The 14,175-nt window shown below is 68.2% G+C and carries 13 protein-coding genes; 4 read left to right on the forward strand and 9 right to left on the reverse strand.

Annotation, left to right across the window (positions count from 1 at the left end):
- Positions 1-54: 54 nt before the first annotated feature.
- Positions 55-1,797, reverse strand: coding sequence for a DEAD/DEAH box helicase (locus tag LQZ85_RS09100; protein WP_072591269.1), 1,743 nt, complete (start codon positions 1,795-1,797; stop codon positions 55-57).
- Positions 1,798-1,944: 147 nt separating this feature from the next.
- Between LQZ85_RS09100 and LQZ85_RS09105 the strand changes: the two genes are divergently transcribed.
- On the forward strand, positions 1,945-2,772 hold the full coding sequence (locus LQZ85_RS09105) for an SGNH/GDSL hydrolase family protein (protein ID WP_053096053.1): 828 nt from the start codon (positions 1,945-1,947) through the stop codon (positions 2,770-2,772).
- An 18-nt stretch (positions 2,773-2,790) separates the two neighbouring features.
- Here LQZ85_RS09105 and LQZ85_RS09110 read toward each other — a convergent pair whose 3' ends face one another.
- Entirely contained in the window at positions 2,791-3,594 is an 804-nt protein-coding gene (locus tag LQZ85_RS09110; protein WP_053099109.1) for an RNA methyltransferase, read from the reverse strand.
- A 98-nt stretch (positions 3,595-3,692) separates the two neighbouring features.
- Here LQZ85_RS09110 and LQZ85_RS09115 point away from each other — a divergent pair, with 98 nt between their 5' ends.
- Positions 3,693-4,532, forward strand: coding sequence for a Sir2 family NAD-dependent protein deacetylase (locus LQZ85_RS09115; RefSeq protein ID WP_056278713.1), 840 nt, complete (start codon positions 3,693-3,695; stop codon positions 4,530-4,532).
- Positions 4,529-5,116 (forward strand): histidine phosphatase family protein, encoded by a 588-nt coding sequence (locus LQZ85_RS09120; RefSeq protein WP_053096051.1) that lies wholly within the window; start codon positions 4,529-4,531, stop codon positions 5,114-5,116. The genes LQZ85_RS09115 and LQZ85_RS09120 overlap by 4 nt, the downstream gene beginning before the upstream one ends.
- A gap of 26 nt (positions 5,117-5,142) precedes the next feature.
- Here LQZ85_RS09120 and LQZ85_RS09125 read toward each other — a convergent pair whose 3' ends face one another.
- Genes LQZ85_RS09125 through LQZ85_RS09145 form a run of 5 tightly spaced genes read right to left on the reverse strand, consistent with a single transcriptional unit; the run spans position 5,143 to position 11,105 of the window.
- Complete coding sequence (locus LQZ85_RS09125; RefSeq protein WP_230100806.1) at positions 5,143-5,949, reverse strand: CoA ester lyase; 807 nt, start codon at positions 5,947-5,949, stop codon at positions 5,143-5,145.
- Complete coding sequence (locus tag LQZ85_RS09130) at positions 5,946-6,425, reverse strand: MaoC family dehydratase (protein WP_230100807.1); 480 nt, start codon at positions 6,423-6,425, stop codon at positions 5,946-5,948. The genes LQZ85_RS09125 and LQZ85_RS09130 overlap by 4 nt, the downstream gene beginning before the upstream one ends.
- Before the next feature lie 47 nt (positions 6,426-6,472).
- Positions 6,473-7,621 carry an acyl-CoA dehydrogenase family protein gene (locus LQZ85_RS09135; protein WP_230100808.1) on the reverse strand — a complete coding sequence of 383 codons (1,149 nt, stop codon included), beginning with the start codon at positions 7,619-7,621 and terminating at the stop codon, positions 6,473-6,475.
- 2 nt (positions 7,622-7,623) lie between these two features.
- Positions 7,624-9,546 carry a biotin carboxylase N-terminal domain-containing protein gene (locus LQZ85_RS09140; RefSeq protein WP_230100809.1) on the reverse strand — a complete coding sequence of 641 codons (1,923 nt, stop codon included), beginning with the start codon at positions 9,544-9,546 and terminating at the stop codon, positions 7,624-7,626.
- Between the two features lie 5 nt (positions 9,547-9,551).
- Entirely contained in the window at positions 9,552-11,105 is a 1,554-nt protein-coding gene (locus LQZ85_RS09145; RefSeq protein WP_230100810.1) for a carboxyl transferase domain-containing protein, read from the reverse strand.
- A gap of 112 nt (positions 11,106-11,217) precedes the next feature.
- Here LQZ85_RS09145 and LQZ85_RS09150 point away from each other — a divergent pair, with 112 nt between their 5' ends.
- Entirely contained in the window at positions 11,218-11,811 is a 594-nt protein-coding gene (locus LQZ85_RS09150; protein ID WP_230100811.1) for a TetR/AcrR family transcriptional regulator, read from the forward strand.
- On the opposite strand, the gene LQZ85_RS09155 is transcribed toward LQZ85_RS09150, so the two are convergent.
- Together LQZ85_RS09155 and LQZ85_RS09160 are read right to left on the reverse strand one after the other, a co-directional pair.
- Positions 11,804-13,168 (reverse strand): dihydrolipoamide acetyltransferase family protein, encoded by a 1,365-nt coding sequence (locus LQZ85_RS09155; protein ID WP_056278709.1) that lies wholly within the window; start codon positions 13,166-13,168, stop codon positions 11,804-11,806. The genes LQZ85_RS09150 and LQZ85_RS09155 overlap by 8 nt on opposite strands.
- Positions 13,165-14,175 (reverse strand): alpha-ketoacid dehydrogenase subunit beta, encoded by a 1,011-nt coding sequence (locus LQZ85_RS09160; RefSeq protein WP_056278708.1) that lies wholly within the window; start codon positions 14,173-14,175, stop codon positions 13,165-13,167. Before LQZ85_RS09160 ends, LQZ85_RS09155 begins: the two co-directional genes overlap by 4 nt.

Here is a 14,175-nt window from a genome sequence, read left to right on the forward strand (position 1 = left end):
CGCACCCGGCGACGGTATTGCCAGCTTTTCGGGTATCCGAACCGACGCCAGGGTTCAGGAGCGGACGCGCTTGCGGAGCACGTCGATACGGGACTGCAGCTGCGTCACCGTAGCCTGGGCGACTGCTGGTCCGCCGCAGATCCGGCGCAGCTCGGCATGGACCGCGCCATGCGGTTCACCCTTCTGACGGGCGTACAGCCCCACGAGGCTGTTCAGCAGCTGCCGCTGCTCGCGCAGCGTGCGGTGCAGGGGCGCAGGGAGCGTCGTCGTCTCGGTGGGGCCCGCCTCGGCTTCTCTCGTCTCTCGCAGTCGCGTCTGCCGCGCCTGTCGCTGCATCAGGAGCTCGTGCACGTGCTCGGGCTCGAGAAGACCGGGAAAGCCGATGAACTCCTCTTCTTCGGGGGTGCCCGGCTCGGCCAGCTGACCGAACTCCTGGCCCTCGAACACGACGCGGTCGAAATGGGCCACCGATGAGAGCGCCTGATAGCTGAATTCCTGGGTCAGCGCGTCGGACGCGTCGTCCTCGCGGTTCGCGGAGTCGAGCAGCGAGTCCTCAAGCCCGTCGTCGTCCTTCGACTGACGGTCGAGCGCGTGATCGCGCTGCTTGTCCATCTCGTTCGCGAGACCCATCAGGACCGGCACCTGAGGGAGGAATACGCTCGCGGCCTCGCCACGGCGGCGTGCTCGCACGAATCGGCCGATGGCCTGAGCGAAGAACAGCGGCGTCGACGACGACGTGGCGTAGACGCCGACCGCGAGACGCGGCACGTCCACCCCCTCGGACACCATGCGCACCGCGACCATCCAGCGGTCCTCGCTGTTGCTGAACTTCTCGATGCGTTCGGAGGCCGTCGCGTCATCGGACAGGACGATCGTCGGCTGCTGACCGGTGATGCTGTGCAGGATCTTGGCGTAGGCACGCGCGACGGTCTGATCGGTCGCGAGCACCAGGCCGCCGGCATCCGGAACGTGATGCCTGATCTCGGTCAGACGACGATCGGCTGCGGACAGCACAGCCGGCATCCACTCGCCCTCGGGGTCGAGCGCCGTGCGCCAGGCCTGCGAGGTCACGTCCTTGGTGTTGTCCTGCCCGAGATGCGTCTCGAGCTCGTCTCCGGTGCTCGTGCGCCATCGCATCTTGCCGGCGTACATGTGGAACAGCACGGGGCGGACGACGCCGTCGGCCAGGGCGCGACCGTAGCCGTAGTTGTAGTCGGTGCGGGAGATCCGTGCACCGGACTCGTCAGGGTGATACTCCACGAACGGGATCGGTGCGGTGTCGCTGCGGAAGGGCGTTCCAGACAGCAGCAGTCGGCGCTTCGCCGGCCCGTACGCGTCTCGGATCGCATCACCCCAGCTGAGGGCGTCTCCGCCGTGATGCACCTCGTCGAGGACGACGAGGGTCTTCGCATCCTCGGTCAGATGACGGTGGACCGACGACTTCGCCGCGACCTGCGCGTAGGTCACGACGGCGCCGTGGTAATGCCGCGCCGGCGCCCAATGACTGTTGCGGAACCGGGGATCCAGACGGATGTGCACCCGCGCTGCTGCATCGGCCCACTGCGTCTTGAGATGCTCGGTCGGCGCGACCACGATGATCCGGTTGACCTCCCCCATGCGCATGAGCTCGACCGCGAGGGTGAGCGCGAAGGTCGTCTTGCCTGCACCGGGTGTCGCCGCGACGAGGAAGTCACGCTGATCCGCCTGGAAGTACTGTTCGAGCGCCTCCTGCTGCCAGGCGCGCAGCTTGTTCGCAGTACCCCAGGGGGCGCGCTGGGGGAAGGACGGAGAAAGCATCGAGTCAACGATAATCGCTGCCGCCGACACTCGGCACGCTCACGCGATCCGCCGCGCGCGTCCTCCCCACAGCCCACGCACCCGAGTAGGCTCGGTCACTGCGTGGCCGCCCCACATGGGCCGCGTTCGTTCGCGAAGGAGAGCTGGATGACAGACCAGGATTCGATCCGAACCCCGGAACTCGACAACGAGAATCCGCACCCCTGGCGGAGGTTCGTCGCGATCGGCGACTCGTTCACCGAGGGGATCGGCGACCCCGACCCGTCGCAGCCCGGCAGCCACCGCGGCTGGGCCGACCGCGTCGCCGAGGTGCTCTCGCGTCAGGTCGACGACTTCGCGTACGCCAACCTCGCCGTGCGCGGCAAGCTGATCGCCCAGATCGTGCGCGACCAGATCGAACCCGCCGTGGCGCTGCATCCCGACCTGATCTCGATCTGCGCGGGCGGCAACGACGTGATCCGTCCGGGCACCGACCCCGACGCCATCGCCGTCCAGCTGGAGGACGCCGTCGCACGCCTGTCGTCGACGGGTGCCGCCGTGCTGCTGTTCACCGGGATCGACACCGCCTTCACTCCTGTCTTCCGAGCGTTCCGCGGCAAGGTCGCGATCTACAACGAGAACGTCCGCGCGATCGCCGAGCGCCACGACTGCATCGTCGCCGACCAGTGGGCGCTCAAGGTCGTGCAGGACATGCGGTTCTTCGATGACGACCGTCTGCACTACAACTCGCTGGGCCATCATGAGGTCGCCCGCATGGCGCTGCGCGCGCTCAACGTGCCCAACGACCTCGAGTCCATGCAGCCCGAGCCGCTTCCGCTGCGCACCTGGCGGGAGGCGCGCTCCGAAGACCTCGGCTGGGCGCGGGAGCATCTGGTTCCGTGGGTGCTGCGGCGTCTTCGCCATGAGTCATCCGGTGATCACATCGTCGCGAAGCGTCCCGAGCCCTCGCCGATCATCTTCCCGTCGTCCGACTGACCATCTCATCTCATCCCGTCAGCGGCGTCCGAGCGCCCACAGCGCCACGGCCGCGGCAGACGCCACGTTCAGCGAGTCGACGCCTCCCGACATGGGAATCGTCACCACGGTGTCTGCCTCGTCGAGGGCGGTGCGTGAGAGTCCGTCGCCTTCGGATCCCATGACGAGAGCGACGCGCTCGGGACGCGACGCGACGTAGGCGTCGAGAGTCACCGCGTCGTCGCTCAGCGCGAGGGCTGCGACGTCGAACCCCGCGGCATGAAGGTCGGTGACGGCGGACGCCCAGTCCGTGATCCGGGTCCACGGCACCTGGAACACCGTTCCCATGCTGACGCGCACGCTGCGCCGGTACAGCGGGTCGGCTCCCCCGGGAGACACCAGCACGGCATCCGCTCCGAGCGCGGCGGCCGCACGGAATGCGGCGCCGACATTCGTGTGATCGCCGACGTTCTCGAGAATCAGCACGAGCGTGGCCGAGTCGATGACCTCACGCACCGTCGGCAGGTCAGGACGATGCATCGAGGCGATCGTGCCCCGGTGCACGGCGAAACCGGTCAGCGCCTCCGCCACGTCGTCCGGGACGACGTACACAGGTACATCGAGTTCTCCGACGATCGCTCGGATGTCCTCCACCCGCCGCTCCTGAACGAGGACCGATCGCGGACGATGCCCCGCAGCGACGGCTCGCGCGATGACTTTCGTCGATTCGGCGATGTACAGCCCGCCGGCCGGGTCGCTCACACTTCGGAGCGCGGTGTCGGTCAGTGCGCGATAGTCGTCGAGTCGTCGATCATCGGGATTCGTCACGCGCAGCAGTTCCACGAGCCCCAGTCTGCCATCGCTCTCCGAGTCGCCGTCGCGGTCGGCCGCGACGCGTCGAGCGGGCCTGCGCACGCCGTAGACTCGCACAGGGAGGTCCTGTGAGCGCATCGAGTCCGGTCGAACTGTCGACCACCATCGCTCGCACCGCCGAACTCCTGCGCGGTCGAAAGATCGCCTTGCTCACCGGCGCCGGGATCTCCACGGACTCGGGAATCCCCGCTTACCGCGGCGAAGGGTCGCGCAACCGGACTGATCCCATGACGATCCAGCGGTACCTGGCCGATGAGACGGCGCGGCGTCGTTATTGGGTCGGCGGGCATCTCGGCTGGCGGGCGTTCGCCCGCGCCGAGCCGAACCCCGGCCATCTCTCCCTCGCCGCCATGGAGTCCTCCGGACACGTCACCGGCGTCATCACCCAGAACGTCGACGGACTGCATCTGCGCGCGGGCAGCTCGCACGTCATCGAAGTGCACGGCACCATGCGCAGGGTTCTCTGCCTGAAGTGCGGCCAGGTCTTCGATCGCCGCGACATCGCAGTGCAGATCGAAGAGCGCAATCCGTGGATCTCCGTCCCCGAGAACGTGGCGCTCGCTCCCGACGGCGACGTTCTCCCCGAGAGCACCGACGGCTTCATCGTGCCGGTGTGCACGGTGTGCGAAGGGATGCTGAAGCCCGACGTCGTGTTCTTCGGGGAGTACGTGCCGCAGGGGCGCTTCAAGGCCGCGGAGTCGCTGCTCCGGGCGAGCGATGCGCTGATCGTCGCCGGCTCTTCCCTCGTCGTCAACTCCGGCGTGCGCCTCGTCGAGCGTGCACGACGCCGCAGCATCCCCCTGATCATCATCAACCGCGAGCCGACGCGCGCGGATGTCTGGGCCGATGCCACCATCGCCGCAGGCACCAGCGACGTGCTCCCCGCGATCCGGGAGCTCCTCGAATGACTCTGCTCACGCTCATCCGCCACGGCCAGACGGATTGGAACCTCGCCCGACGGATCCAGGGCTCCACCGACATCCCCCTGAACGAGAAGGGCCGTGCGGACGCACGCACCGCCGCGGATCGTCTCGAGGGCGTGACACATCACTCGATCTACGCCAGCCCGCTGAAGCGGGCGCGGGAGACGGCAGAGATCATCTCCGAAAGCCTGGGCCTCGGGGCTCCCGTGCTGGTGCCGGACATGCGCGAGCGCGAGTTCGGTGAGGGCGAGGGCATGCTCGTCTCCGACTACATCGAGAAGTACGGCGATTGGCTCTCGCCGGTTCCCGGCGCGGAGACCCTGGAAGGTGTCGCCGAACGGGCGCTGGTCGCCCTCGACGCGATCGCCCGCGATGCTCGCCGTCGCTCCGCACCGGTGGCGGAGTCCGTCATCGTCGTGACGCACGGCGGCGTGATCCGGTCACTGATCAACCACGTCTCGGGCGGCACGCTGCCGCGCGTCGGCGAGGTGCTCGCGAACGGTTCCGCCCACCGTTTCGAGGCCTCCCCCGGATCTCTGCGTCTCATCGACCAGGCGATCCTGGTCTGAACGACAGACCGCCACAGGTCGTTCGATCAGCGGGTGCGACCGAGCAGCGACCGAGCATGCCTCAGCACGGGCTCGTCTATCATGCGTCCGTCGAAGCGGAACACGCCTCGCTCGCTCGCTGAGGCGGCGAGAACCCGGCGGGCCCACTCGAGCGTCGCGTCGTCGGGAGCGTACGCCGCGCGGATGACCGCCACTTGACTCGGGTGGATGCACGCGGTCGCGACGAACCCGGACGCGGCAGCGTCGACAGCCTCGGCCTCCTGACCTGCGACATCGCCGATCTCGATGTGCACGGCGTCGATGGCGCCCTTGCCCTGTGCCCCCGCTTCGAGGAGAACGCGGGAGCGGGCATAGCGCGCGATGTCTCGATAGCCACCCTCCGGTGTGCGGCTCGATGTGCCGCCGAGGGAGGCGACGAGATCCTCCGCGCCCCACATCATCGCGACGACCTGCGGATGTGCTGCGATGCGATCTGCCGCGTGGATCCCCTTCGCCGTCTCGCACAGGGCGATCAACGAGAACCTCTCGTCGAAAGCGGTGAGGCTCTCAGCGCTCTCGGTCTTCGCGACCATCACGGTGCGGAAGTCGGTCTGAGAGAGCATGGCGAGGTCTGAGACGAAGGCGTCGGAACCCGGTGCGTTCACGCGGACGATCACTCGATCGGGGTCCAGGTCGGCATCGACGAGAATGTCGCGAGCTGCGGCCTTCGCCTCGGCCAGGACCGCGTCTTCGAGGTCGAGGATGACAGCGTCCGCCTTCTCGAGGGCGCCGCGGAACCGTTCGGGTCGATCGGCAGGGCAGAAGAGCAGTGCCGGTCCGAGATCGAAGCTCATCGTTCCCCCTCGGGAAGGCAGTGCACGAGCACTGTTCGGGTCGCGGTGGCGACGACTGTGCCGTCCTGGTTGCGTCCGGTATGCGCGATGGTCACGATCCCCTGCCTCGCTCGCGACGTCGAGAGCCGCTTGTCGACGACCACGCTCTCGGTGTACAGCGTGTCACCGGCGAACAGCGGATGCGGGAAGGCGATCTCGCCCAACCCGAGCTGAGCCACCAGGGTGCCTTGCGTGAGCTGCGCGACGGATGCCCCGACCATGGTCGAGAGCGTCCACATCGAGTTGATCAGACGCGCACCGAACGGCTGCTGCCCATCGGCGAAGGCGGCGTCGAGGTGCAGCGCCTGGGTGTTCATCGTGAGCGTCGTGAAGAGGACGTTGTCGGCCTCGGTCGCGGTGCGCCCAGGGCGATGAAGATATCGGGCATCGGTGACGAACTCCTCGAAGAAGAGACCACGCTGGACGATGTCGTGCATGATCACCTCACCTCCTCGGTTCGCTGAGCGGATGGCATCCTGCCACGCTACCCGGCGAGCCCCAGCGCTCGCGCGATCACGAGGAGCTGCACCTCGGTGGTGCCCTCGCCGATCTCGAGGATCTTCGAGTCGCGATAGTGACGGGCCACCGGGAACTCGTTCATGAAGCCGTTGCCGCCGAAGATCTGCGTCGCGTCCCTGGCGTTGTCCATCGCGGCCTCGCCCGCCACGAGCTTCGCGATCGCCGCCTGCTCCGCGAACGGCCGCCCGGCGTCACGGAGCCGTGCCGCATGGTGCCAGGCGAGCCGTGCCGTGTGCACTCGGGCACGCATGCGCGCGAGGGTGAACTGCGCGTTCTGTCGCGTGCTGAGGGCGCTGCCGAAGATGGTGCGACTCTTCGCATACTCGACGGCTGCCTCGAGGCAGCCCTCCGCGGCGCCGGTCGACAGCGCGGCGATCGCGATGCGGCCCTCGTCGAGGATGCTCAGGAAGTTGCGGAAGCCGCTCCCCTGCTCGCCCAGGAGGTTGCCGGCGGGGACCCGTGCCCCGGTGAAGCTGAGCGGATGCGTGTCGGACGCGTTCCACCCGACCTTGTCGTACGGCGCCTCGACGGTGAAACCGGGTGTGCCGTTGGGCACGATGATGGTCGAGATCTGCTTGCGGCCCCCCTCGTTCCCGGTGACCGCGGTGACCGTGACGAAACGCGTGATGGGCGTTCCTGAATTGGTGATGAACTGCTTCGACCCGTCGATGACCCATTCGTCGCCGTCGAGCCGGGCTGTGGTCCGGGTCGCTCCCGCGTCGCTCCCGGCCTCCGGCTCGGTGAGGCCGAAGCCCGCGAGCGCTCGGCCGGCGAGCAGGTCCGGCAGGTACTCCTGCTTCTGCTCCTCGGTGCCGAAGCGGAAGACGGGCATCGCACCGAGGCTGACTCCGGCTTCGAGCGTGATGGCGATGGACTGGTCGACGCGTCCGAGCGCCTCGATCGCGATGCCCAGCGCCATGTAGTCGCCGCCCTGACCCCCGTACTCCTCGGGGAACGGCAGGCCGAACAGCCCGAGGTCACCCATCTGGGCGACCACGTCCATCGACAGCGTGTGCGTGCGGTCCGCCTCGTAGGACTGCGGCGCGACCACCGTCTCGGCGAACTCGCGCACCATCGCCGCGAGTTCGCGCTCTTCATCGGTCAGCTCATGCATCGTCACTTCTCCTCCGTCGTCATGTGCGCGACCGGCTGGTCGCGTCGAACCTGATCGCCGACGGCGACCATGAGGCGCACCGTCCCGTCCTGGGGCGCCAGCACCGGGTGCTCCATCTTCATCGCCTCGATCGAGACGAGCGGCGTGCCGGCGGTCACGACGTCGCCGTCGCGGACATGCACGGCCACCACGCTTCCCGGCATCGGGGCTCTCGCATCCGGACCGTTCGCGGACTCGCTCTGCTCCCTCTGCTGCAGACGGTGCAGCAACAGGGCTCGGCGATCGAGAGGCTCCAGGCGCACGGTGCGTCCGTCCTCGCTGACCCAGACCGCACCGTCGTCGTCCACCGCAGCGATGGCGCGCGACCGCGAGCCGCTGGATGCAGGCGCGGGGATGACCTCGCCGCGTTCGGTCCGGAAGGAGATCTCGCGCCGATCGTCCTGCGTGAGGTCCTGCCACACCGCGCCCGCTCGCTGACTCGCCCTGGTCGCGCCGACCGCGTCATCCGTGCCTGAGACGGTTCGCCGTGCGGCGGCCAGCATCGTCGGCGATGGCGGCTCCTCGACGAGCGGCAGAAGCGTCTCGATGAGTCCCGTGTCGAGGTCCCCGGCCGTGACCCGCTCATCGCGGCAGAGTGTGCGCAAGAACCCGATGTTCGTGTCCACACCCAGCACGACGGTCCTGCTCAGAGCCTCATCGAGCAGGCGGAGCGCGGTGGTCCGGTCGTCAGCGAACGCGATGATCTTCGCGATCATCGGGTCGTAGAATCCGGTCACGTCGTTGCCCGTCTCCACGGCCGCATCGACCCTCACGCCGCGCGGCGGATCGAACAGCAGCACGCGTCCGGTCGAGGGCAGGAATCCGCGCTCCGGCGATTCCGCGTACACGCGCGCCTCGACGGCGTGACCGTGCAGACCCGGCGCAGGGTCGAGACGTCCGCCTGCCGCGACGTGGATCTGCAGGGCGACGAGGTCGAGGCCGGTGACCTCCTCGGTGACGGGGTGCTCGACCTGCAGACGGGTGTTCATCTCGATGAAGAAGACCTGGTCCGGAAGATCGGCGTCGATGAGGAACTCCACGGTTCCGGCGCCGACGTACGAGACGCTCTGTGCGGCCTGCGTGGCGGCTTCGAGGAGTCGGTCCCTCGTCGACTCGGGGATCCCCGCAGAGGGAGCCTCCTCGATCACCTTCTGGTGACGTCGCTGCAGCGTGCACTCGCGCTCGCCGAGGGTGATCACCGTTCCGTGAGCGTCGCCGAACACCTGCACCTCGATGTGCCGGGGGCGTCGGATGAGCCGCTCCAGGATCAGGGAGTCGTCACCGAACGCCGAACGCGCCACCCGTCGAGCGGACGCCAGTGCGGCGCTGAGCCCGGATGCCGCCTCGACGACCTCCATACCCTTGCCGCCGCCGCCCGCACTCGGCTTGACGAGCAGCGGGTAGCCGACAGCGTCGGCCTCGTCAGCGATCTCCGCGTCCGACAGTCCTCTCGCATCGAAACCCGGCACCACCGGGACCCCGGATCGCACGACATGGTCGCGGGCCTTCGCCTTGTCTCCCATGATCTGGAGTGCGTCGACCGACGGACCGATGAAGACGATGCCGCTCTCCGCGCATGCCTCGGCCAGCCCGACGCTCTCCGAGAGGAATCCGTAGCCCGGATGGATGGCCTGCGCTCCGGTCGCGCGGGCTGCGGCGATGACGCCATCGATGTCGAGGTACGACTCGGCGACCGGCGCCGGGCCGATCCGCACGGCTTGATCGGCCTCGCGCACATGGGGGGCGTCGGCATCCGCATCGCTGTAGACGGCGACGCTGCGGATGCCCATCGCACTGAGAGTGCGGATGACCCGGCGTGCGATCTCGCCTCGATTGGCGACGAGGACGCTGTCGAAACGATGGGAGGTGGGGACACTGTTCGTCATTGCGGTCACATCCGGAAGAGGCCGAAACGCGGCTCGGGCAGAGGGCTTCGCGCGACCACATCGAGGGCGAGCCCCAGCAGGTCACGGGTCTGGGCGGGGTCGATGATGCCGTCGTCCCACAGGCGCGCGGTGGCGTAGTACGGCTCACCCTGGGTCTCGTACTGCTCCCGGATGGGCTGTTCGAACGCGAGCCTCTCGTCGGTACTCCACGCCTGTCCGCGAGCCGTCAGCTGGTCGTCCTTCACCGTCCCGAGAACGGAGGCCGCCTGGGCGCCGCCCATCACCGAGATACGGCTGGCCGGCCACGTCCACAGGAAGCGAGGCGAGTACGCACGTCCGCACATGGAGTAGTTGCCGGCCCCGAAGGATCCGCCGATGATGACGGTGAGCTTCGGCACGCGGGTGCTGGCGACAGCGGTGACCATCTTCGCTCCGTCCTTCGCGATGCCGCCCGCTTCGGCTTCCGATCCGACCATGAAGCCGGAGATGTTCTGCAGGAACACCAGAGGGATGCCGCGTTGGTCGCAGAGCTCGATGAAGTGCGCGCCCTTGAGGGCGGATTCGCTGAAGAGCACTCCGTTGTTCGCGACGATCCCGACCGGGTGCCCGTGCAGGTGCCCGAAGCCGGTGACGAGAGTCGTGCCGTACTCCTTCTTGAACTCGCGGAACGTGCCGCCGTCGATCAGCCGATCGATCACCTCGTGCACGTCGTACGGGGTGTTGACGTCGACCGGGACGACGTCATAGAGCGAGCCGGGTTCGGACGGCCGACGCGACTCGACCACGTCCCAGACCGGAGCGAGGGGCGACGGCAGGGTGGCGACGATGTCGCGCAGGATCTCGAGTGCGTGCTCGTCATCCTCGGCGAGATGGTCGACCACCCCGCTGCGCCGGGCGTGCAGTTCGCCGCCGCCGAGCTCCTCCGCCGACACGATCTCACCGATCGCCGCTTTCACGAGCGGAGGGCCGCCGAGGAAGATCGTCCCCTGGCCGCGCACGATGACGGTCTCGTCACTCATCGCGGGGACATAGGCTCCGCCCGCCGTGCACGAACCGAGCACGGCGGCGAGCTGCGGGATCCCCTCCGCGGACATCCTGGCCTGGTTGAAGAAGATGCGTCCGAAGTGCTCGCGGTCCGGGAACACCTCGTCCTGCTTGGGGAGGAAGGCGCCGCCGGAGTCGACGAGGTAGAGACACGGAAGTCGATTCTCGAGCGCTATCTCCTGTGCGCGCAGGTGCTTCTTGACCGTGAGCGGATAGTAGGTTCCGCCCTTGACTGTCGCGTCGTTGCACACGACCATCACGTGCCTGCCGTGGACGAGGCCGATCCCCGCGATGACTCCTGCGGCTGGCGCCTCTCCCCCGTACAGTCCGTCGGCCGCCAACGGGGCGATCTCGACGAAGGGGCTGCCCTCGTCGAGGAGTCTGGTCACGCGATCACGCGGGAGGAGCTTGCCGCGCGCGATGTGCCGTTCCCGGGACGCCTGCGGCCCCCCTTGAGCGGCGACGGCCAGTCGTTCGTGCAGCTCGGCAGCGAGAGACTGCTGGGTTGCGGGCATCGTGACGTCCTCCTCGACCACATCGCGCCGGCGTCATCGCCCTGGCGCATTCGATGCTTTCTCGGTTAGTGTTCACTAACCGATCGCATCAGGTTAGCGAGGATTAACTGAGATGACAAGCCCTCCCACTGCGCGAGACCGCGCCAAGGCGGAGCGGTCTGACGCCATCCTCCGAGAAGCCGCACGGCTCTTCGCCGAGAGCGGATACAACGGTGTGAGCCTCGAAGACATCGGCGCCGCCGTAGGCGTCTCCGGACCGGCGGTCTACCGCCACTTCGCCGGCAAGCAGGCGCTGCTCGGCGCCGTGCTCGTCCAGGTGAGCGATGACCTGGTCTCGGGCGGCACGAGTGTCGCGGCGGGCGGGTCCACACCCGAGGGGCGCATCCGCGCGCTCGTCGCCTTCCACGTGGAGTTCGCGCTGGGTCACGCGGATGTGATCCGAGTGCATGACCGGGACGTCGCGCATCTCGCCGCTCAGGATCATGCCGAGGTCCGCCGGCTGCAGCGCGCATACATCGAGCTCTGGATCGAGACCCTGAGCCCTCTGGTCGATGCCGACGCCGACGAGCTTCGTCTGCGGGTGCAAGCGTGCTTCGGGCTCATCAACTCGACACCGCACAGCACGCGCGCGGCGTCCCGGCAGCGCTCCGCCACCGCGACAGTGCTCGCCGCGATGGCGGAATCAGCGCTCCGAGCGACTACCTGAGCAGCATCGCCCTCCCAGGTTCCTCCAACACGTCCGCGACGTCCTTGAGGAACCTCGCTCCCTCCGCCCCGTCGACGATGCGGTGGTCGAACGACAGGCTGAGAGTCATCACCTGGCGAAGGGCGATCTCACCGCGGTACTCCCACGGAAGGCGCCGGACGGCGCCGACGGCGAGGATTCCCGACTGCCCCGGAGGCAGGATGGGGGTGCCCGAGTCGATGCCGAACACACCGATGTTCGAGATGGAGAAGGTGCCGCCCGCCAGCTCGACAGGAGACGTGCGTCCTTCCCGCGCGGTGACGGCGAGAGATGCCACCGCATCGGCGAGCTCCGTGAGTGTCAGAGACTCGGCGTCGCGGATGTGAGGCACGATGAGTCCCCGCTCGGTCGCTGCGGCGATCCCGAGGTCCACGTATCCGAACTGCACGATCTCGCCCGCGGACTCGTCCCATCGGGCATTGAGCCCGGGCGTGCGACTCAAGGCGAGACAGGCCGCTTTCGCCACCACCGCAAGCGGACCGATCCGATGCTCCGAGAGTGAGCGGTCGCCCCGCAGCGAGGCGATGAGGTCCATCGTCGCCGTGACATCCACCGTGTGGAAGACCGTGACGTGCGGTGCGGTGAACGCGCTCTCGACCATCGCCGCAGCCGTGTGCTTGCGAACTCCGCGGATGGGGATCCGCGTCTCCCGAGAGCCATCACGGAGGCTCGCGGCATCGTCCGGAACCCGCGGTCGGGGAGGCGCGGGATCGACCTGTTCTGCGGTCGTCGCCGTGCGAGACGCGTAGTCGTCGACATCCCCGCGGGTGATCACGCGATCCCCCACCGTCGCCGCCACCAGCACGAGATCGATCCCGAGACGCTTGGCATACGCACGCACGGGCGGAGTGGAGCGCGGCCGCTCGGCGACGACCTCGACGCTCACGGTCGGCGACGCGTCGTGCGGCGCCGCTTCGAGCACGGCCGTGTCGGTCGCCGCCCGTCCGCCGACCGCACGTCTGGCACGTCGGGCCGGTCGCCCGGATGCTGATGGCGCAGCTCCGTAGCCCACGAGGTTGGGTTGCGCCTTCTCCTCAGCACCTCCGCCATCCGAGGCGGCAGACGAAGCGTCGTCGGCTCCCTCGACATCGAACTCGATCAGCGGCGCGCCCACTGCGACGGTCTCCCCCGCCGCAGCATGCAGGGCTGTGACGACGCCTGCGTGCGGAGAAGGCAACTCGACGATCGCCTTGGCGGTCTCGACCTCGGCGAGAGTCTGATTGAGCGCGACGACATCGCCGGGAGCGACGAGCCACTGGACGACCTCCGCCTCTGTGAGTCCTTCTCCGAGGTCGGGCAGTCTGAACTCCGCGTTCACGCGTCTGCTCCCGTCAGGCTGTTCGGACGGTCGAGCACCCGGTCGACGGCGTCCAGCAGTCGGTCGAGATCCGGCAGATGGTATTTCTCGAGCTTCGCCGGCGGGTACGGGACGTCGTGTCCGGTCACGCGCAACGGCGCCGATTCGAGGTACTCGAAGCAGCGCTCCGTGACGCTCGCGATCACCTCAGCCGCCATACCGGCCTCTCGCGACGCCTCGTGCGCGACGACGACACGGCCGGTCTTGCGGACCGACGTCGCCACGGTGTCGTAGTCGACCGGCGACAGCGAACGCAGATCGATGACCTCGAGCGAGATGCCATCGTCTTCGGCGGCCTCGGCGGCCTGCAGCGCGGTCGTCACCATCGCCCCGTAGGTGATGAGCGTCGCATCATCGCCTGTGCGGACGACTCGCGCGAGTCCCATGGGGGCGGCATCCGCGAGCGGGGCGTCGAGATCGACATCGCCCTTGTGGTGGTAGAGCCGCTTCGGCTCGAAGAAGATCACCGGGTCGTCCGACGCGATCGCCTGGCGAAGACTCCGGTAGGCGTCTTCCGGATTGGAGACCGCGATCACACGGAGCCCTGCGGTGTGCACGAAGTACGCCTCAGGCGATTCCGAGTGATGCTCGGCAGCACCGATGCCTCCCGCCCAGGGGATGCGGATCGTTATCGGCATCTTCACTCGGCCCTGCGTCCGGTAGTGCAGCTTCGCCACCTGCGCGACGATCTGGTCGAAGGCCGGATAGACGAAACCGTCGAACTGGATCTCGACCACAGGCCGATAGCCGCGGAACGCCAACCCGACCGCCATGCCGACGATGCCGGATTCAGCGAGGGGCGTGTCGATGACACGCTGGGGCCCGAACTCGTCGAGGAGTCCATCCGTGATGCGGAAGACGCCTCCGAGCTTGCCGATGTCCTCGCCCAGCAGCACGACCTTGTCGTCGTCGCGCATCGCCCGTCGTAGACCTGCTCCGAGCGCCTTTCCGAGAGTGATCTGAGTCAT

It is taken from the genome of Microbacterium sp. Bi98, assembly GCF_918698045.1.
Taxonomy (GTDB): domain Bacteria; phylum Actinomycetota; class Actinomycetes; order Actinomycetales; family Microbacteriaceae; genus Microbacterium.